At 47.0% G+C, this 21196-nt stretch carries 11 protein-coding genes; 8 read left to right on the top strand and 3 right to left on the bottom strand.

Going from position 1 to position 21196, the window contains the following annotated elements; translation table 11 throughout:
* Position 1 precedes the first annotated feature (1 nt).
* The 4 genes from BM283_RS19865 (at position 2) to BM283_RS05350 (ending at position 11872) form a co-directional block, all read left to right on the top strand.
* Complete coding sequence (locus tag BM283_RS19865; RefSeq protein ID WP_139225197.1) at positions 2 to 7663, top strand: calcium-binding protein; 7662 nt, start codon at positions 2 to 4, stop codon at positions 7661 to 7663.
* Positions 7664 to 7958: 295 nt separating this feature from the next.
* Positions 7959 to 8759, top strand: a complete 801-nt coding sequence (locus BM283_RS05360; RefSeq protein WP_090690484.1) for an alpha/beta fold hydrolase — start codon at positions 7959 to 7961, stop codon at positions 8757 to 8759.
* A gap of 308 nt (positions 8760 to 9067) precedes the next feature.
* Entirely contained in the window at positions 9068 to 10279 is a 1212-nt protein-coding gene (gene zapE, locus BM283_RS05355; RefSeq protein ID WP_090690482.1) for a cell division protein ZapE, read from the top strand.
* Between the two features lie 390 nt (positions 10280 to 10669).
* Complete coding sequence (locus tag BM283_RS05350; protein ID WP_139225196.1) at positions 10670 to 11872, top strand: type 1 periplasmic-binding domain-containing protein; 1203 nt, start codon at positions 10670 to 10672, stop codon at positions 11870 to 11872.
* Positions 11873 to 12320: 448 nt separating this feature from the next.
* On the opposite strand, the gene BM283_RS05345 is transcribed toward BM283_RS05350, so the two are convergent.
* On the bottom strand, positions 12321 to 15029 hold the full coding sequence (locus BM283_RS05345; protein ID WP_090690476.1) for a UvrD-helicase domain-containing protein: 2709 nt from the start codon (positions 15027 to 15029) through the stop codon (positions 12321 to 12323).
* 375 nt (positions 15030 to 15404) lie between these two features.
* On the bottom strand, positions 15405 to 16199 hold the full coding sequence (locus BM283_RS05340) for a class I SAM-dependent methyltransferase (RefSeq protein ID WP_090690474.1): 795 nt from the start codon (positions 16197 to 16199) through the stop codon (positions 15405 to 15407).
* A gap of 583 nt (positions 16200 to 16782) precedes the next feature.
* On the opposite strand from BM283_RS05340, the gene BM283_RS05335 reads away from it, so the two are divergent.
* The 4 genes from BM283_RS05335 (at position 16783) to bfr (BM283_RS05320) (ending at position 20525) form a co-directional block, all read left to right on the top strand.
* Positions 16783 to 18453 carry a protein kinase domain-containing protein gene (locus BM283_RS05335; protein ID WP_090690472.1) on the top strand — a complete coding sequence of 557 codons (1671 nt, stop codon included), beginning with the start codon at positions 16783 to 16785 and terminating at the stop codon, positions 18451 to 18453.
* Between the two features lie 175 nt (positions 18454 to 18628).
* Positions 18629 to 18910: a cupin domain-containing protein gene (locus BM283_RS05330; protein ID WP_254776197.1), complete on the top strand. Its 282-nt coding sequence runs from the start codon at positions 18629 to 18631 to the stop codon at positions 18908 to 18910.
* Positions 18911 to 19576: 666 nt separating this feature from the next.
* Positions 19577 to 20041 (top strand): bacterioferritin, encoded by a 465-nt coding sequence (gene bfr, locus BM283_RS05325; protein ID WP_090690465.1) that lies wholly within the window; start codon positions 19577 to 19579, stop codon positions 20039 to 20041.
* Between the two features lie 16 nt (positions 20042 to 20057).
* Entirely contained in the window at positions 20058 to 20525 is a 468-nt protein-coding gene (gene bfr / locus BM283_RS05320) for a bacterioferritin (RefSeq protein WP_090690462.1), read from the top strand.
* Positions 20526 to 20613: 88 nt separating this feature from the next.
* Here the strand turns inward: bfr (BM283_RS05320) and BM283_RS05315 are convergent, their stop codons facing one another.
* Positions 20614 to 21099: an LEA/WHy family protein gene (locus BM283_RS05315; protein WP_175492040.1), complete on the bottom strand. Its 486-nt coding sequence runs from the start codon at positions 21097 to 21099 to the stop codon at positions 20614 to 20616.
* Positions 21100 to 21196: the final 97 nt, after the last annotated feature.

The following is a 21196-nucleotide window of genomic DNA, read 5'->3' as shown; positions in this document are numbered from 1 at the left end:
AATGGCTTTAGACAATGTTTTTCGTATATTATATGAATGTGTATATGGAAGTCTTGTCTTGCAGACGCGCCTTTCACCATACTTGAATGAGATTACCCTGAATGTGACTGAAACGGCAGGAGTTTCTGTAGATTTTTCTAGGGTGAACTCTTTGCTTAATAATCAAAAAGTGGTAGATCCTGTTTCTGCATTGGCAGACTTAATCAAACTGAACAAATATGCGGGACATATATTGTCCCAAAATGGCTGGAATGGCCTTGATTTGTTGCGAAATTGGATTGATGAAGGCGTCGGTGGTAAGCAAGCAGATGTCATCCTGCAGGATTTGAATGTGAGTATTATCGAACGGGATACCTCTGCCGGTAGTAAAGATGACATCATTTTTAGCGAACCAAGCGATATAGTATTAAACGGCTATACCGGTAACGATATGCTAAATGGTGGTGCTGGGAATGACACTCTTGCTGGCAGTAGTGGTAATGATATTCTTCAAGGTGGTAGTGGTCGCGATCTATTGATGGGGGGTGATGGTGACGATATCTTGCGTGGTGGCACGGGGGAAAACGATCACCTGAGAGGTGATAACGGTAACGATACTTATCTCTTTGCTGCTGGCGACGGTAATACTTCCATTGATAACAATGACACAGGCACAAGCTATGATGTGCTGCAATTTATGGAGGGAATTAATCCTGGCGAGGTGGTTGTGACGCGCGATAGCAGCAATCTCTACCTGACCCTGACTAGTACCAGCGAAAAAATTACCGTTAGCAACTACTTTTACCAGGATGGAGTGGGTCCTTATGTCCTGGATGCGATTGAGTTCAGTGATGGCATCAGCTGGGATGTTGCCACCGTCAAACAGAAAGTACTGCAGGGCACGGTGGGAGCTGACAACCTCACCGGCTTTGCCAGCAATGATACGATTGATGGCCTGGAAGGCAACGACAGCTTGAATGGCGCGGCAGGCAACGATACCTTACTGGGTGGTGCGGGTGATGATACCCTCTCCGGAAGCGATGGCAACGACATGCTGGACGGAAGTGACGGCACTGATATGCTGTATGGTGGTGCTGGAGATGATACGCTGAGCGGGGGCGCCGGTGCCAACGATTCTCTGACAGGCGATGCTGGCAACGACACCTATTTATTTGCTGCTGGAGAGGGCCACACCAGCATCAATAACTACGACACCAGCGTGGGTCGCCATGATGTGCTTCGTTTCCTCGAAGGGATTAATCCTGGCGAGGTAGCTGTAACACGTAATAGCAGCAATCTCTACCTGACCCTGACTAGTACTGGCGAAAAAATTACTGTCAGCAACTACTTTTACCAGGATGGAGCCGGCCCTTATGTCCTGGATGCCATTGAGTTCAGTGATGGCACCAGCTGGGATGTGACCACCGTTAAGCAGAAAACGCTGCAGGGGACGAGCGGGGCTGACAACCTCATCGGCTTTGCCAGCAATGACTCGATGAGTGGTCTGGCTGGCAATGACACTCTGTCTGGCGGTAATGGCAACGATGTGCTGGAAGGAGGCGACGGCACTGACATGCTGTATGGCGGCAGCGGAGATGACACGCTGAGCGGGGGCGCAGGTGCCAACGACTCTCTGGCAGGTGATGCCGGCAACGACACCTATTTATTTGCTGCTGGCGAAGGCAACACCAGCATCAATAACTATGACACTGGTGTGGGCCGCCATGATGTGTTGCGCTTTATGCAAGGGATCAATCCTGGCGAGGTAGCTGTAACGCGTGATAGCAGCAGTCTCTACCTGACCCTGACTAGTACCGGCGAAAGAATCACCGTCAACAGCTACTTTTACCAGGATGGAATGGGCCCTTATGTCCTGGATGCGATTGAGTTCAGTGATGGTACCAGCTGGGATGTGGCCACCGTTAAGCAGAAAACGCTGCAAGGGACGAGCGGAGCTGACAACCTCACCGGCTTTGCCAGCAATGACACAATGAACGGTCTGGCTGGCAATGACACGCTGTCTGGCGGCAATGGTAACGACGTGCTGGAAGGAGGCGACGGTACTGACATGCTGTATGGCGGCAGCGGAGATGACACGCTGAGCGGCGGGGCAGGTGCCAACGATTCTCTGACAGGCGATGCCGGCAATGATACCTATTTATTTGCTGCTGGCGAAGGCCACACCAGTATCAATAACTATGACACAGGCGTGGGCCGCCATGATGTGTTGCGCTTTATGCAAGGGATCAATCCTGGCGAGGTAGCTGTAACGCGTGATAGCAGCAATCTCTACTTGACCCTGACCGGTACCGGTGAAAAAATCACCGTCAGCAGTTATTTTTACCAGGATGGAGCCGGCCCTTATGTCTTGGATGCGATTGAGTTCAGTGATGGTACCAGATGGGATGTCACCACCGTCAAACAGAAAGTACTGCAGGGCACGACAGGAGCTGACAACCTCACCGGCTTTGCCAGCAATGACACAATGAACGGTCTGGCTGGCAATGACACGCTGTCTGGCGGCAATGGCAACGACATGCTGGAAGGAGGTGACGGCACTGACATGCTGTATGGTGGCAGCGGAGATGATACGCTGAGCGGGGGCGCAGGTACCAACGATTCCCTGACAGGCGATGCCGGCAATGACACCTATTTATTTGCTGCCGGAGAGGGCAACACCAGCATCAATAACTATGACACCAGCGTGGGTCGCCATGATGTGTTGCGCTTTATGCAAGGGATCAATCCTGGCGAGGTAGCTGTAACACGTGATAGCAGCAATCTCTGCCTGATCCTGGCCGGTACTGGGGAAAAAATCACCGTCCACAGCTACTTTTACCAGGATGGAGCCGGCCCTTATGTCCTGGGTGCGATTGAGTTCAGTGATGGCACCAGCTGGGATGTGGCCACCGTTAAGCAGAAAACGCTGCAGGGCACGAGCAAGGCTGACAACCTCACCGGCTTTGCCAGCAATGACACAATGAACGGTCTGGCTGGCAATGACACGCTGTCTGGCGGCAATGGCAACGATGTGCTGGAAGGAGGCGACGGTACTGACATGCTGTATGGTGGTAGCGGAGATGACACGCTGAGCGGGGGCGCAGGTGCCAACGACTCTCTGACAGGCGATGCCGGCAACGATACCTATTTATTTGCCGCCGGCGAAGGCCACACCAGCATCAATAACTATGACACTGGTGTGGGCCGCCATGATGTGTTGCGCTTTATGCAAGGGATCACTCCTGGCGATGTATTAGTAAGCCGTGATAGCAGTAATCTCTACCTGACCCTGGCTGGTACTGGTGAAAAAATCACCGTCCACAGCTACTTTTACCAGGATGGAGCCGACCCTTATGTCCTGGATGCGATTGAGTTCAGTGATGGCACCAGCTGGGATGTGGCCACCGTTAAGCAGAAAACACTGCAGGGGACGAGCGGAGTTGACAACCTCACCGGCTTTGCCAGCAATGACACAATGAACGGTCTGGCTGGCAACGACACGCTGTCTGGCGGCAATGGCAACGACGTGCTGGAAGGAGGCGACGGTACTGATATGCTGTATGGTGGTGCTGGAGATGATACGCTGAGCGGAGGGGCAGGTGCCAACGATTCTCTGACAGGCGATGCCGGCAACGATACCTATTTATTTGCCGCCGGCGAAGGCCACACCAGCATCAATAACTATGACACTGGTGTGGGCCGCCATGATGTGTTGCGCTTTATGCAAGGGATCACTCCTGGCGATGTATTAGTAAGCCGTGATAGCAGTAATCTCTACCTGACCCTGGCTGGTACTGGTGAAAAAATCACCGTCCACAGCTACTTTTACCAGGATGGAGCCGGCCCTTATGTCCTGGATGCGATTGAGTTCAGTGATGGCACCAGCTGGGATGTGGCCGCCGTGAAACAGAAAACGCTGCAGGGCACGAGCAAGGCTGACAACCTCACCGGCTTTGCCAGCAATGACACAATGAACGGTCTGGCTGGCAATGACACTCTGTCTGGTGGTAATGGCAATGACATGCTGGAAGGAGGTGACGGCACTGATATGCTGTATGGTGGTGCTGGAGATGATACGCTGAGCGGGGGCGCCGGTGCCAACGATTCTCTGACAGGTGATGCCGGCAACGATACCTATTTATTTGCCGCTGGCGAAGGCCATACCAGCATCAATAACTACGACACCAGCGTGGGTCGCCATGATGTGCTTCGTTTCCTTGAAGGGATCAACCCTGGCGAGGTAGCTGTAACACGCGATGGCAGCAATCTCTACCTGACCTTGCAGAGCACCGGCGAGAAAATCACCGTCCACAGCTACTTTTACCAGGATGGAGCCGGCCCTTATGTCCTGGATGCGATTGAGTTCAGTGATGGCACCAGCTGGGATGTGGCCACCGTTAAGCAGAAAACACTGCAGGGCACGAGCAAGGCTGACAACCTCACCGGCTTTGCCAGCAATGACTCGATGAGTGGTCTGGCTGGCAATGACACGCTGTCTGGCGGCAATGGCAACGACATGCTGGAAGGAGGCGACGGTACTGACGTGCTGTATGGCGGCAGCGGAGATGACACGCTGAGCGGGGGCGCAGGTGCCAACGACTCTCTGACAGGCGATGCCGGCAACGACACCTATTTATTTGCTGCTGGCGAAGGCCACACCAGTATCAATAACTATGACACAGGCGTGGGCCGCTATGATGTGTTGCGCTTTATGCAAGGGATCAATCCTGGCGAGGTAGCTGTAAGCCGTGATAGTAGCAATCTCTACCTGACCTTGCAGAGCACCGGCGAGAAAATCACCGTCCACAGCTACTTTTACCAGGATGGAGCCGGCCCTTATGCCCTGGATGCGGTTGAGTTCAGTGATGGCACCAGCTGGGATGTGGCCACCGTTAAGCAGAAAACACTGCAGGGGACGAGCGGAGCTGACAACCTCACCGGCTTTGCCAGCAATGACTCGATGAGTGGTCTGGCTGGTAACGACACGCTGTCTGGCGGCAATGGCAACGACATGCTGGAAGGAGGTGACGGCACTGATATGCTGTATGGTGGTGCTGGAGATGATACGCTGAGCGGGGGCGCAGGTGCCAACGACTCTCTGACAGGCGATGCCGGCAATGACACCTATTTATTTGCTGCCGGAGAGGGCAACACCAGCATTAATAATTACGATACCAGTACTAGCCGCCATGATGTGCTTCGTTTCCTCGAAGAGATCAACCCTGGCGACGTAGCTGTAACACGTGATAGCAGCAATCTCTACTTGACCCTGACCGGTACCGGTGAAAAAATCACCGTCAGCAGTTATTTTTACCAGGATGGAGCCGGCCCTTATGTCCTGGATGCGATTGAGTTCAGTGATGGTACCAGCTGGGATGTCACCACCGTCAAACAGAAGGTACTGCAGGGCACGACAGGAGCTGACAACCTCACCGGCTTTGCCAGCAACGATACGATTGACGGCTTGGAAGGCAACGATAACCTGAATGGCGCGGCAGGCAACGATACCTTATTGGGTGGTGCGGGTAATGATACTCTGTCTGGCGGTAATGGCAGCGACGTGCTGGAAGGGGGCGACGGCACTGACATGCTGTATGGTGGCAGCGGAGATGACACGCTGAGCGGGGGCGCAGGTGCCAACGACTCTCTGACAGGCGATGCCGGCAACGACACCTATTTATTTGCCGCTGGCGAAGGCAATACCAGCATCAATAACTATGACACTGGTGTGGGCCGCCATGATGTGTTGCACTTTATGCAAGGGATCAATCCTGGCGAGGTAGCTGTAACGCGTGATAGCAGCAATCTCTACCTGACTCTGACTAGTACCGGCGAAAAAATTACTGTCGGCAGCTACTTTTACCAGGATGGAGCCGGCCCTTATGTCCTGGATGCGATTGAGTTCAGTGATGGTACCAGCTGGGATGTCACCACTGTCAAACAGAAAGTACTGCAGGGCACGACAGGAGCTGACAACCTCACCGGCTTTGCCAGCAACGATACGATTGACGGCCTGGAAGGCAACGATAACCTGAATGGCGCGGCAGGCAATGATACCTTATTGGGTGGTGCGGGTAACGACACTCTGTCTGGTGGTAATGGCAATGACATGCTGGAAGGAGATGACGGCACTGATATGCTGTATGGTGGTGCTGGAGATGATACGCTGAGCGGGGGCGCAGGTGCCAACGATTTTCTGACAGGCGATGCCGGCAATGATACCTATTTATTTGCTGCCGGAGATGGCAACACCAGCATCAATAACTATGACACTGGTGTGGGCCGCCATGATGTGTTGCGCTTTATGCAAGGGATCAATCCTGGTGATATTTTAGTAAGCCGTGATAGCAGCAGTCTCTACCTGACCCTGACTAGTACCGGCGAAAGAATCACCGTCAACAGCTACTTTTACCAGGATGGAATGGGTCCTTATGTCCTGGATGCGATTGAGTTCAGTGATGGTACCAGCTGGGATGTGTCCACCGTTAAGCAGAAAACGCTGCAAGGGACGAGCGGAGCTGACAACCTCACCGGCTTTGCCAGCAATGATACGATTGACGGCCTGGAAGGCAACGATAACCTGAATGGCGCGGCAGGCAACGATACCTTATTGGGTGCTGCGGGTAACGACACTCTGTCTGGTGGTAATGGCAACGACATGCTGGAAGGAGGCGACGGCACTGATATGCTGTATGGTGGTGCTGGAGATGATACGCTGAGCGGGGGCGCAGGTGCCAACGATTCCCTGACAGGCGATGCCGGCAATGATACCTATTTATTTGCTGCCGGAGATGGCAGCACCAGCATCAATAACTATGACACTGGTGTGGGCCGCCATGATGTGTTGCGCTTTATGCAAGGGATCAATCCTGGTGATATTTTAGTAAGCCGTGATAGCAGCAGTCTCTACCTGACCCTGACTAGTACCGGCGAAAGAATCACCGTCAACAGCTACTTTCACCAGGATGGAGTGGGCCCTTATGTCCTGGATGCCATTGAGTTCAGTGATGGCACCAGCTGGGACGTTACCACCGTCAAACAGAAAGTACTGCAGGGTACGGCAGGAGCTGACAACCTCACCGGCTTTGCCAGCAATGATACGATTGACGGCCTGGAAGGCAATGATAGCCTGAATGGCGCGGCAGGCAATGATACCTTATTGGGTGGTGCGGGTAATGATACCCTCTCCGGAAGTGATGGCAACGACGTGCTGGAAGGAGGTGACGGCACTGATATGCTGTATGGTGGTGCTGGAGATGATACGCTGAGCGGGGGCGCAGGTGCCAACGATTTTCTGACAGGCGATGCCGGCAACGACACTTATTTGTTCAAAATTGCCGATGGGAAAGATACTATCAATAATTATGATACCGATGTAAAAAGTTTTGATGTTTTAAGAATTACTGAGGTGTCTTTTGAAAATCTTTGGTTCAGCCGCAATGGGAGCAACTTACAGATAAATATAGCAGGCACAGATGATCAATTAACAATAACTAACTGGTATAGCGGTAACACTTACCAATTGGATCAGATCACTGCTGACTCTTCCTCCTTATTGAAGGAACATGTTGATCAGTTAGTTTCCGCCATGTCTTCGTATAAGGTGCCAAGCGGTGAAGGCAATATCATTTCTCAAGATGTGATGAATGCATTGCAACCAGTATTCAATGAAGTATGGCTGTAAGATAGAGATAATCAGCTTACACACAAGGATAAAACAAATTATTTTGTACGCAGACGAGATTATATGAATATAACGATTTTATTTGACAATTTTGATAAATTGATATGTTTTCAATGTATTGCTGATGATTCTACACACGAAGTGACATTCCCTGCCCATTATAGATAGGTACAAGTATGCCAAATAATTAAACTTAAAATAGATAACTCCTTAACTACTCAGCAGTAAGTTTGACCAAATATACAACTTTACGTATATTGCACTTGTGCAAAAAACGCTATTTTTCCTACCTCTCATGCCAAAAATTCAAGTCAACGGAGCGAAATTACATTACACAGAAGAGGGAACGGGGTCAGAGACTATCCTGTTTGCCCATGGCCTTTTGTGGAGTGGGCAGATGTTTGAGGCACAGGTCAATGCGCTTAAAGATCGCTACCGTTGCATCACGTTTGATTTTCGCGGACAAGGGCAAAGTGAAGTCACACGAGGCGGCTATGACATGGAGACTCTCTATCAGGATACGGTTGCTTTAATTGAGGCGTTGGGCTGTGCGCCTTGTCATTTTGCCGGGCTTTCGATGGGTGGATTTATGGGGATGCGGTTGGCAGCCCGACGGCCAGAACTTCTGCGATCGCTGATCCTGCTGGGAACGACAGCTGATGCTGAGCCAAAAGAAAATATTCCGCGCTATAACCGGCTCAACTTTATTGCGCGCTGGTTCGGCTTGAGATTGGTCGCTGCGCCGGTTATGCGCATCCTGTTCGGCCAGTCCTTTCTTGCCGACCCTAACCGTGCCGCATTGCGTGATGAGTGGAAAAAGCATCTGATCGCCAATCATCGCATCGGCATCACGCGTGCGGTCAAAGGCGTAATAGATCGCCAGGGCGTTTACGATGAGATTAACAAAATTACTACGCCTACCCTGATCATGGTCGGTGAAGAAGATGTCGCCACGATACCGGCCAAAGCCGAGCGTATTCAAGCTCGGATTGCTGGATCACGTTTAGTCAGGATTCCCAAGTCAGGACATTCTTCCACCATAGAAGAGCCTGAAGCGGTTAATGAGACTATTAAAACATTTTTGAACAGTCTGTGAAGACAATACCTCGGTCTTCCCTTTGTGCTAATCAAAACCAAGAATAAATTTTATCTGTAAAAGCACTCCCCATTGCTAGAGACTATTTCTTGGATTTATACCGATATCATGAATAACATGATTTTTGACTGAGAAAAGATGTTAGCTGGCCGATATCGAGCTGATTCTAGTGAGGGAGCCATGCTAGATGGAATCTTTGTGGCCTTAGGAGATTTATGACTGTAATTCTCATCCCAAAACACTGAACTCTTTCGTTATTTCCCCTCATGTTAAAATTGCTGATCCTTTTTGCTAAAAGGTAGCACCTCATGAAACACCCCATAGAAGAAAATGGACCTGAAGCTGAATATCAAACATTGATGCAGACTGGGGAGCTCAAGCCTGATGCTGATCAGGCCAGAGCAGTCGCTTCATTGGAACGATTGCACCGTGAGTTGGTTATTTACCCGGCGATAGGGAACCAGAACAATAAGTTCTCGTTCAAGAATTGGTGGCCGACTGGCTGGTTTCGTAAGTCAGGCAATAAACCCGCTCCCAAAGGGATTTATCTTTATGGGGGGGTAGGGCGCGGTAAATCGATGCTGATGGATCTGTTTTATTCTGTCGCTCCAATGACATTCAAACGACGGGTGCATTTCCATGAATTTATGTTGGATATCCACGCCCGGCTTAAGCAGGCGCATGATCTTTCTGCACAGAAACGAAGGCAGCATGGCGGAGGACGTGCCAGTGCTGCTGATCCCATTCCGGTTATTGCACGGCAAATAGCCGGTGAAGCGACCCTGCTGTGTTTTGATGAGCTGCAAGTGACCGATATTGCAGATGCCATGGTACTGGCCAGGCTGTTCAATGCGCTGTTTGAGCAAGGTGTCATTGTGGTGGCGACTTCTAACAGGCCGCCTGACGAGCTTTACAAGCATGGCCTCAACCGCCACCGCTTTCTGCCTTTTATCGAGCAAATCAAGGAAAGGCTTGAGCTGGTTGCGCTTGAGGGGCCGGTTGATTATCGCTATAACCGTCTAAAGGGTGCGCAAACGTATTATTTTCCGGTCAATGAGGAAACGACAGCTCAATTATCTGCCACCTTTTTCCGCCTGACCGATCGGCGCATAGAAGACCGTGCGAAGGTGCCCAGTGAAACGCTGAATGTGCAGGGGCGTACGTTGTTTGTGCCCAAAGCAGCACGCGGTGTAGCCGTCTTTTCATTTAAACGGCTATGCGCAAACCCGGTAGGTTCGGCAGACTATCTGGCCATTGCCAGAACTTATCATACCGTTATCATGGTTGCGATTCCGCAATTTACCCCGGAAAACAGCGACCAGGCTAAGCGCTTCATCACTTTTATCGATGCGCTTTATGAGCATAACGTCAAATTCTTATGCTCGGCCGCTGTACCTCCTCAATCGCTTTATGCAGGGGGAGGGATCAGTTTTGAATTTGAACGCACGATTTCCCGTTTGATGGAAATGCAATCGGAAGATTACTTGACGAGAGGGCATGGTAAGGTTGTAGCCGAGTAAAAACTCCTGTTTTGATTGGTGGCAGCGAATCCTCAATACTCGAGATTAAGGCAAACCGATAGCAAAACAAGAAGAAATAATCGAATCTTACCCTTTGTTTTATTTTATGAAAAGAAATTGTATGCCTTTGTATGATTGCGTTTCTCTTGTGATTTCTTATCATATTTAGAGAAAATGGATGGATCAGCTAACTCTTTTTGCTGTGCTTCCAATGTCAATCAGAAAATTACCGTTAATCATTGGATCAGTCTGTCCATCAATTCATAAATTTATGTGCGTTAGTTTTTCTGGTGCTGGTCAAAAAAAGAACACTTCACACCTATGCTAGATGCGACCAAAGGACTATTTAAACGCGTTTGGACCATTTTCTGGAAATGGATCCTTACCCCTATGTTATCTATCATCGTGGGTATAGCAATTATTCGCCCGCTAATTGATAATTACGTGCGGCCTGAGTCTTACACAATTTATTTTGTTGGCAATTTCGATAATGATGATGTTAATAAAATATGGAAAAAATTTAACCAGGAATATAAAGATGACTTAGAGATCGATGGTGTCAAGATTAAGCTACGGAAATTCGATGGCAAGGAAACGGATGCAAAGCGTATTTCCGAAAAGCTTGCCAAGGAGCACGACACTTTGATGGTAATTGGGCATCTCTACAGCACTCCCACTCAAATTGCACTACCCAACTATTTACAAGCTGATCCGCCTATTCCCGTTATTCTGGCTTTTGAAAGCAACCCGAATGTGCTTCCACCAAGAATTCCCATCGATACCTTCTATCCAGTATTTCGTCTCTCCCCGACTGATGACAAGCAAGCAGAAACGGCCGCAGATTTTATAATTAGCAATAAAGGTAAAAAAATCTGGGTAGTGGAGGATGCCTCTAACAATGTTTATTCCAGTTATTTGGCAAGTGAATTCATTAAACAAATTCATATAAAGAATGAATCCAGTAAGGTAATCCTCTGGAGCATGGATAAAGAAATTCTATCCTTTGATACTGTGAAAACGTTAGGGATCGACTGGATTTTCTATGCTGGGAATTGGTCAAACAGCCTTATTTTGATCCATCAGATCAGTGAAATATGGAAGAACCAAACCATGCCATCAATTTTATTAAGTGACTGGAATGTCGATAAGGCTTTTCTCAATCAAGAAGCAGTTAATATGAAAAAGGTATTTTTTACCCATACCATGAAAGCTGAAGACTATAATAAAGAAGGCTATGGCTACTGGGGTAAACTTGCTCATCAGTTATTAAAACAATTGGTTCAAAACGCGGATGAGGAATTCGATGAACTAGTAAGCGAGAGAAGTGGGCCTGCATACTATATACGCCGGTTGGTTAATTTCCGTGATGTAGCTGATGCACGTAACGCCCTGTATAGGGTGATGGAAAAATCAGTAAATCTGGAGAAACCCTTTGATTTAGGGGAACAGCAATATATATTTAGGAGAGATGGGGCAGGAATAAAAAACTTGTACCATGTGTGGAGAGTGTGTAAGCATAAATTTATAGATTTTCCACGAGAAAACTGGGAAATTCATGGAATAGAAGAGTGTGACCCCGATGTATCCCCATGAAATCAACAGCCTTCGTTAAAAAAGCCTTACTCAATTGAGTAAGGCAGCGCATTACATCGACGTCGCATTTTGAGAAGCGCGATACTTCCTATTTTGCTGATTTCGATATTACAGCACGGGTTTTCCTATAGCTAATACATCATAAAGATTGAGTTATTCATCTTCCACTTTGAGCAAACGTAGGGAGCGGTCGTTATTGTACCTAATTAAAAAAATACGGGTGCAATGCGCTTCGCTTATTGGCACCCTACGTCTACAAATCATTAGCTGCAATCGAATAGTCGGACAAGATCCATCGTTTGAAGTAGATTAAATCTACTACTGATTCAAAGATTCAGCCAATAATTATCCCACCTGTATCAACCCGATCTGCACACTGATAGTGTAATTCGTTTTTTTGTTCGTATCTCAGCCGGGCTAGAAAGTAAGGTCCGATAAATTTCAGTTATTACAGTACCGGTTTATCAATGGCCAATAAATCATAAATATTGATCCATTCTCCTTCCACTTTGAGTGCCAGACAAGGATTGAAAACATAAATACCGCGCATGACACGATAAAACAATTTGCGGTTGTATTTATCGTCTTTGTTGATTTCGTTCTTTGACAGAATACTGGACAGATAAGTCCGTTGTTTGCGCCGCTCCGGCAAAATGCTATAGGGAATGTGCTGCACTGCATTGATAAAATCCTGGCTGGAGAATCCTGCTGGTCGGTAAAATAATTTTTTCGACATGACGCGATAAGACATTGCGACCATCAGATTGAGCATGAAGAACTCCATAGTGTGCTGGTCGAGCTTCACCAGGCGCCCATCGACCTGAATACTCATGCTGGTGGGTTCGAGCTGCTCATAGATGTCGGCCAGTTTCTTTTTGGCGTAGCTTTCGTTGCGAACCGTTTGCGCCAGAGCGATTTGAAAAGCTGTGAGACCATTGCCATCTACTTTTTCAGTATCAGCGCCCAGCTCAATCAGCGCCTTGATTACTTCGGTATTGCCCATCCAGGCAGCGACCATTAATGACGTTTGATTAAACATATTGCGAAAATCCGGGCCATATTGATCTACCTGCCTGAGGACGGCATCGGGTTTTTTAAAGCTATAGGCGCTATAGTGCTTCTGTTGCAGTAGCTGCAAGCTTTTTTCAGGGTGTTGCGCTGCTTTGAACCCGGCTTTCTGCAGGCTATCTAGAATGCCTCGATCTTCATAGACTAAACCATACTCAAGCAGGGTCATTCTGGCGTTTTTGTCGGCATTGTCAATGGCTTTTTGTTTTAGCTCAGCCAGGACAGATCCAGCGATGACTTGCCAGTCTGGTGTTTTTTGTTTGAGAATTTCCTGGCGAATTCGCTCAGCTTGCTCCTGCTTGCCCTGAAGTTCGAGTTTATGGGCTTCCTGACGCCAGGCATCCAGACTGGAATTCTGGCTGGCAAGCTGCAGGCTTTCCTGAGCATTACGCAAACCTAACAGATCCAATAAAGATTGTTTGGGATTGTTTTCAATCCAGTACAGGTTTTTAACTGCTCTTGTCAGCGCAACGTACAGGGCATTGATATAAAATTTGTAGACTTCCAGTGATTTGTCAGTTTTATCCTTGGCACGGGCATATTTAATGTCTTGATCGAGATCAGCCAGACTGACGCCTTTGCTGATTTCACGATAGCGGCTTTCTTCCTGACTCAGAAAGTTATAGAGAATGATGTTTTCATATTCCAGTCCCTTGGCTTCCTGAATGGTAAAAACCAACGGCGTGCTGAAATATTGTTGTGCGGCTGGTTTTTGGTCGGCCGTCATTACGATGACGGCAAAAAGAGTGGAAGTTCTGGTTTTGCTGTCCAGTTCCTTGCGAACCGAAGCTGTGTCCTGCAAAAACAATACTTCGCCCTGGTTGTGGCCGTTGCTTTCTACTAAATAATGACTTTCCTTGTCGATGGAGCCAAAGCGCTGGTTTTTTATTTTCAGAATCTTATTTGCAATATCAGTGACTTGCGGGGAATTGCGGTAATTGGTATTTAGAATCCGGATCAGCTCATCGGATGTCTGGAGATCATCCTGCCGGTAAAACAGGCTTTTGACTTTCGACCAGGAAAAGAAGTTGGGGTGGACGATCTGGTTGGAGTCGCCACACAAGATAAAATTCTGCGTTTCACGCAGCGATTTGATGATCAGATAGAGTTGAATATTGGTCAAATCCTGTACTTCATCCACTACGACAAAGTCATAACATGGCTGAATGTATTGAAGATACTGATGGCTGACGATATTGCTATCATAAAATTGTTCTTTCTGAAGGAAAGCCAGGTATTTTTCAAACACGTCATAGGCTAATTCGCGTTCTTCCGCCAGAAAAATCGATTCTTTGACGCCCAGATTCAGATAATCTTCACGGCTTAACCAGCTTTTATCGGTGGCAGGGCCAGTAATGACGCCGCGAAACTCCTCGAATAATTTGTGCGCATCTTTCAATGGACCTTGGCGATAACGGCCAAACCACTGCTGGAAAGCCTGAAAGGTGACAGGCTTGCCTTCCGGTACGCGAATACTTTCCAGAAATTCCTGGAGCGATAAAAAATCAATCTGCTGATCGGGGTTATCGTAATGGTGCGCATAATATAAATCGCGGGAATTTTTAACCAGATAGGCTGATTGAGTGACATACAGGACATCGCCTATGGCCTGTTTCATTTTTTCCAACGTCAGGGCCGTCTTGCCGCTGCCAGCTGAACCTATCACAATGAGCGGTGGATGTAAGTCATAAACCGATTGTTGGTAATCATCAAATGAGATGATTTTGTCCAACAGATTAAATGAGTTATGGTTAGGATTAAGATAAACCAGTTGCTTTCCAGCAGGCTCTTCGAGTTTGGATATGACTGGAATTTTATCTTCATCAATATTGCTAACCTGACGCAGAAAACGCGAATCCTGATAAGCATGGCTTTTGATAAATTCCAGAATCAGCGCATAATTTTCTTCCTGATAACGATACACCGAAAATAGCAGCCGATCACGTTGATTAAGCTTGGCTCGATACAAATTCTCCCCAATCTTTTTAACTTCGGCTGATTTGAAGTTATCTTCTTCCAGGTATTGTTGTAACTTGGAGAAACCAGGGATAGTATTGGGGTTAAGCTCGTTGTAGAGAAGTACTTTCATAACAACCTACTGATAAAAGTCATGCGACGAGGATGAGAAGGTGATTAAGCAATGCGGGGTATTCAAGAAAAATGAATATACGCAAAGCGGGTTGTTTAGTCAAAGCACATTGCTGAATGATCAAAATGGGTTCTGTTTTCGATTGAGGGTAATCTTTAGAACTTGAAAAAAGTTCCCATAACCCTCCTTGAATTCCATTTCTAAATCAAAACTGACTTGGTCGGCTTTACCTGGCTGTATTATTGATTCTGTCTGCAGCTCGCCTTCGTGTCATTTTTGATTTGCAAATGGAACAAGAAAATACTTGAAGACGGTAGATTGCATCAGTTTTTAATAGTTTGGTGCTCGTATTGCCAAGTATTGGCGAACCCAAATTCAGGATTTTTCCGCTTCAAACAGTATAGCTTGCATCGGATAACGTGTGGGATTGGAACCAAACTTCTGGATCAGTGCTTGCGTTAGCGCCTGTGCGATTTCCTCGGGGTCGACGTCACCGCGCTCTCTTATTTCAAAGATGACCGGACTGAAAATAAGCGCCCGTGCGAAGGATGACACATCCATAATATCATGTTCACGTGGCTGAATCGAGATGGTTATTCGCTTAAAGCCGGAACCCACAAGTTTTTCTTTGATGGGATCAATTTCATGACAGGAAACAGGATCAAACAGGAACCTTGGGGTATCCGACGGGAAGAACTGCTTTAGCACCTCAAAACTTAGACTCGCGAAAGGATTGTAGTACTCTGAGTCCCAGACACTGAACAAGTAGCACCCTCCGCCCCTCAGCGTCCGGTTAGCTTCGCGAAAGGCGGCATTTTGATCGAAGAACATCACTCCAAACTGGCAGACCACCGCATCGAAGGTTGCATCGTCGAAAGGCAGTGCTGTAGCATCTGCGATTTGAAATGTGACCTGCTCATGAGGAAGAAATTTTGCGCGCGCGACGTCTAGCATGGCATCGCTGATGTCAACTGCAGTCAGCCGCGCATCCTTGCTCAGCACGTCGCGCAATTTCCGCGTGACTATTCCCGTACCTGAGGCAATTTCGAGTACATCGCGCACCGATCTTTGCGTGGTGCGTTGCGCGATGTCGGCTCCATAGTGTTCGAAAAGCACAGGGCCAAGATCTTGGTCGTAAGGGGTGGCGACATCGCCCACATAACCTGCCATTGCAACTCTCCAGAAAGATAACTAATTATAAAAACCAAATAAACACCTGATTGACCTTCTCAACGAATCATAAATTTCAAGTAATGAAATGATAACCAGATAAAACCAGATTGGTTATTTTGAAAGGCATACTAATTAATTCAGTGATAAGTTACAAGAAAAGTTCTATTATCTAAGAAATAGTCGATTACCTGTTAGCGGTAAAATATTATTTATGGATTACCCCAAATATCCTTACAAAAATGCTTGAGTAAATAATACTTTAAAGATCAAGTCTGATGCGAATGGATCCGAAAAGTTATCTCATCAAATAACTCATAAATAAAATCACTTTATTTGCATCTACGATCTCAAAAGCTACTTAAAATGCTGCGAAAATGAATGATCGCATCGTGCTCAGATGGCAGCGATAAGGAAATAAAATAGCAAATTTCACTAAAATTCTTTTAGCGAAATGCATTTCGGGGTAGTCGCCTATCCAATAGATAGGTGGAGAAGGGAGCACGAAGTAACACTGTGGAGAGTGTCACAGTAGTTTTTAACAGTTTCATTGAACGAGATTAGGGAAAGAGATATAAAAACCATGGCATCTATACACGATCAAATTCTGCCTGAGGGGACCCAAATCGGTGTCTTCGAAATTAAAGATACCTTAAAAATTGGCGCGTTCGATATCATTTATCACGGCTGGAATCGTCATATTAAGGAGCAGGTAGAAATACACGAGTATTTTCCCCATGACTTCGCTACTCGTGCAAGCGATGGTTTGGCTGTCGAACCTAAGTCTCCAAGCGATAAAGAAAATTTTGAATATGGATTAAAGGTTTTCTTGCATCAGGCCGAGATTCTCATGCAAATCGAACATCCTAATATTGCTGGCGCAGAGAATGTCTTGCAATTCAATGGGACGGCTTACCAGTTGATGGCTCACCAGGAAGGCTTGTCGCTTAACAAGCTGGTCCAGCCTGACACAATAATTGCTGAAACAGAATTAATATTCATTCTGATATCGATCCTGGATGCGCTACAGGAGGTTCATAAATGCAAAATTATTCATGGCGGAATTCAACCGTCGGCCATTTTGCTGGACAAGAATGGTGAACCGCTGCTGACCCATTTCTCTGCTGCACGCTTGGCTATTGCCGCGCGTACCTCTAATCTTGCTAACGAATTAGCAACCGGTTATGCCGCTGTAGAGCAATATGAGCAAGCGAGTGTGCCTGGGCCTGCAACAGATTTTTATGCGTTGGGCGCAACCCTATATTATTGTATGACGCAGCGTCATCCGGATGCGGTCCAAAGCCGGATAATGGCTTTAAGCAAAGGCGAGCCCGATCCGATGACTTTACCTACCGAATCAGCAGGTACTGCCTACAGCGCAGAATTGCTGCAAGCGATCAATTGGATGTTACGGCCTGACTATAACGATCGGCCACAATCAGCAGCAGAGATTTTAATGCTACTCAAATCAACGCATACCGAGAGCCAAGCCAAGCCTGCCACTACCGAGCAGAAAACTGTGGATGATACCAGGAGTAGTGCGGTAGCCAGGCGTTTTATAGGGATGGGGCTCATGATCGGAATAATTGCAGCGATTGCCGCTGGTTTGTGGTTTAGTGAAAAAGCTTCAGAACCATTTGATGATCAGCCAGATACCATCGCTACTCAGCCTCCAGCTACGCACCATAACGATCAAACCAGCCTTGCACCAGAAGGGCCAGAAGATCAAACTGTCGCCTTGGCCCGTAATCAAGCCAGCCAGCCAGAAAATCGCCAGATACCAACACAGACGCCTTCATCAGCAGCAAATAGATCAATTAACAAAGGTGAGCTGCAGGATAATGCCGCCACTGCATCGAAATCTAATGCGGGCCAACAACAGATGGCGGTTAAGTCGTTAGTTTCTCAGCCTGCGGATCAGGATTTGTCAGCAAAACCTATGAATGAAGATGCCATCAAAGTGTATCTGGCTATGGCTGAAAAAGCCATGAAAGCGATGCGTTTCACTACACCGCGTAGAGACAATGCTTATAAATACTACCAGATGGTGCTCGCAATCGATCCAGACAACGTAGAAGCACTTTCCGGGCTGCGAAGAATCGTCGATCAGTATGCCCAACTTATCGACAAGGCTAGAATTGACGGTAGACTGGAACAAGCCGGACTGTATCTGCAAAGAGCTGAATCTGTTTTACCGGACGATCCCAAATTACATCGCATTCGAGCAGAGTTGGCTGTTGCAAAGAAAAATTGATCCGATGCTTGATTTCGATTTTAAAGCCGGTCAAGTGGCTCTGAGGGATCTCTGTCAAATCGTCAACTGATATGATTTTTATCATTAACTTGTAACTGACTTTCGACCACTTATGAAAGCAACTCTATCTGATCTTTTAAAACGAATACCCGGTCCAGTTACTCAGGAATGGCCAATGGGTGAGCCATTTGCGCTAGCGTTTGCACATGGTTCAATGTCTGTCGAATTATATGCGCCTCGTGGCACAGATATACAAACGCCGCACGAGCAAGATGAGCTTTATTTTATTCATTCTGGACATGGTGAATTTGTCATGGCAGGAGAACGTCATCCATTCGAAGCCGGTACTGTCTTTTTTGTTCCAGCCCATGTCGAGCATCGTTTTGAGAATTTTTCACCTGATTTTTTAACTTGGGTGGTTTTCTGGGGGGCTAAAGGTGGGGAGAAATCAGAATAATACGCCAAAAAGCCAATGCGCTCGCTTGCAATGCTGCTTACGGTCTAATGAATTAATATAAATCGATGAGATGAGATGAGATGAGATATAGAACCGGCAGCGCTATGGCAAACATGGTTATTGTCTCTTAATGCACTACATGCGCAAATCACGGTCTGTGCGTTGACTAAGGAAACGGATGGCGGCGATGCGTAGAGAGTAAAAAATGCTTGGCGTATTCAAACCTAATGGTTCAGTTAGTTTCGGAGGAGAGTCATCCGCGCAAGGTGCTGACTGAGGGACGCATCCCTGTTATTGCCTTACCAAGTCACAACTGATTTTGTCGGCTTGGCTGGCTTCATCTGGCTGATAGATAGCCCTAATCCAAGCCATCATATCTTGTAGGATCGTTCCCTTTTCTGCCCTTCTTCTTCCAATATTTACAAATTGACAAATTGCTTCATGGCACTGTGATCATACTCCATCACGCTTTTGGGTATGTTAGAACTCCCGACTCGACTATGTCGCAGACGCGAGCAGAAACAATATTAAGAATAGTTTTCATTTATTAATCAATATCTTAGTGTTGTTTTTGTATTCTACAGGCTTTATAATGCATAAAACCTGAATTAAACATCGCGCTGTATTTACAGTCAGGTGCACGATTAACCAAATGGAGGTATCAAGTTGAAAGGCGACAATCAAACAGTAAACCTTCTGAACAAGGTATTGAAAAACGAGCTTACTGCTACCAACCAGTTTTTTCTCCATGCCAGAATGTACAAAAACTGGGGGTTGGATGGATTGAATGAACACACTTATAAAGCCTCAATCAAGGCGATGAAACAAGCAGACAGCCTCATCGAAAGGATTCTTTTTCTGGAAGGCCTCCCTAATCTGCAGGATCTTGGAAAATTGCTGATTGGGGTGGATCCGCTAGAAATGCTTCAGGGAGATCTGGAGCTGATGACCGCTATTCGAGCGCAACTTATAGAGGCGGTCGATCATTGCGAATCTGTGCTTGATTATGTCAGCCGTGAGCTGCTTGAGGAAATACTGGAACATACCGAAGATCATCTCGATTGGTTGGAAACCCAGTTAGAGCTGGCTGAAAAAGTGGGTATTCAGAACTATCTGCAATCCAAAATATAATTTAAGGAAATATCTTATGAAAGGTAACGCAAAAATTATCGATATCCTGAACCAACTCCTTGCCGGAGAGTTGACCTCAATGGATCAGTACTTTACCCATTCGCGTATGTATGATGATTGGGGTTTCAATAAGCTTTATGAACGCATTGACCATGAAATGGATGATGAAAAACAGCACGCCGATCTTCTGATCAAGCGAATTTTGTTCCTGGAAGGCGTACCAGCAGTGGGTAACCGCAGTCCACTTAGAATCGGTAAAGACGTGCCGGAAATGCTGGAAAATGACCTGGAATTGGAACGTTCCGTGATTACTTCATTGCGTAACGCCATTGCCGTTTGTGAGCAGGAGCAGGATTTCCAGACGCGGGAAATCCTCGAAACAATGTTGGAAGATACAGAGGAAGACCACGCGCATTGGCTGGAACAACAGTTGGGGCTCATTAAAAAAGTTGGATTGCAGAATTACCTGCAGACACAGATGTAAAAGCTGAGCGGCGATCCAAAGCTTGTGAGACAGCTAGCATTGCTGTCTTGATGTTTGTGCAATATTCGAATTAGCTAAGAAAAAGGCGTTAAAATTTTTCTAAATTTTCAACGTTATTAAATGGCAAAGATACGTCACCTTTCTGCTCAAAAGGAATACTACTGCTCAGACCTCGCAGGAAAAGTCGCCCAAAAAGCCGGTAATCTACCTGATCATGACCAGATTTCTGCAATTGGCTCAATTGCTTCCATACCATTCCAAGCGTGCTGGTCGCTTCCACATCTATTACTGTTTCACCCATGCGCGGCACGGTCACGGCCTTATCTGACAGGCCCTTGGCGAAGGATGTCCCGTTAAGTTCAACATCAAAGGTCATGCCATTGATATGCAGTGCTACGTCATTTGGATTACGGATGCGCAACTTGACGAGGAATCGCTGCTCCAAGAAACCAAGTTTTACAAGTTCGATATCAGCCAAGGTGATATCGGGACTCTGCTTTATTCCAGCCAGTTGCGTGCAACCAGCTACTAAAACAGCCATGCCCAGTAACAGTATCAGAACAATGCGTTTCATGTTACTCTCCAAATAATCAACATAAATGCCTCTTTTAACTCGAACTAAACTTAGGTGAAAGATAGCTGAGGTGAAAGATAGGTGGATCAGAGACGCT

It is taken from the genome of Nitrosomonas sp. Nm34, assembly GCF_900113925.1.
Taxonomy (GTDB): domain Bacteria; phylum Pseudomonadota; class Gammaproteobacteria; order Burkholderiales; family Nitrosomonadaceae; genus Nitrosomonas.
This window is presented reverse-complemented; position numbering and strand designations above follow the sequence as displayed.

What these genes read in the sequence shown, in the direction of transcription:
- BM283_RS05360 (WP_090690484.1), top strand. Translation starts at nt 7,959, where the DNA reads ATGCCAAAAATTCAAGTCAACGGAGCGAAATTACATTACACAGAAGAG.
- BM283_RS05315 (WP_175492040.1), bottom strand. Translation starts at nt 21,099, where the DNA reads ATGAAACGCATTGTTCTGATACTGTTACTGGGCATGGCTGTTTTAGTA.
- BM283_RS19865 (WP_139225197.1), top strand. Translation starts at nt 2, where the DNA reads ATGGCTTTAGACAATGTTTTTCGTATATTATATGAATGTGTATATGGA.
- bfr (WP_090690462.1), top strand. Translation starts at nt 20,058, where the DNA reads ATGAAAGGTAACGCAAAAATTATCGATATCCTGAACCAACTCCTTGCC.
- zapE (WP_090690482.1), top strand. Translation starts at nt 9,068, where the DNA reads ATGAAACACCCCATAGAAGAAAATGGACCTGAAGCTGAATATCAAACA.
- BM283_RS05340 (WP_090690474.1), bottom strand. Translation starts at nt 16,199, where the DNA reads ATGGCAGGTTATGTGGGCGATGTCGCCACCCCTTACGACCAAGATCTT.
- BM283_RS05330 (WP_254776197.1), top strand. Translation starts at nt 18,629, where the DNA reads ATGGGTGAGCCATTTGCGCTAGCGTTTGCACATGGTTCAATGTCTGTC.
- BM283_RS05345 (WP_090690476.1), bottom strand. Translation starts at nt 15,029, where the DNA reads ATGAAAGTACTTCTCTACAACGAGCTTAACCCCAATACTATCCCTGGT.
- BM283_RS05350 (WP_139225196.1), top strand. Translation starts at nt 10,670, where the DNA reads ATGTTATCTATCATCGTGGGTATAGCAATTATTCGCCCGCTAATTGAT.
- BM283_RS05335 (WP_090690472.1), top strand. Translation starts at nt 16,783, where the DNA reads ATGGCATCTATACACGATCAAATTCTGCCTGAGGGGACCCAAATCGGT.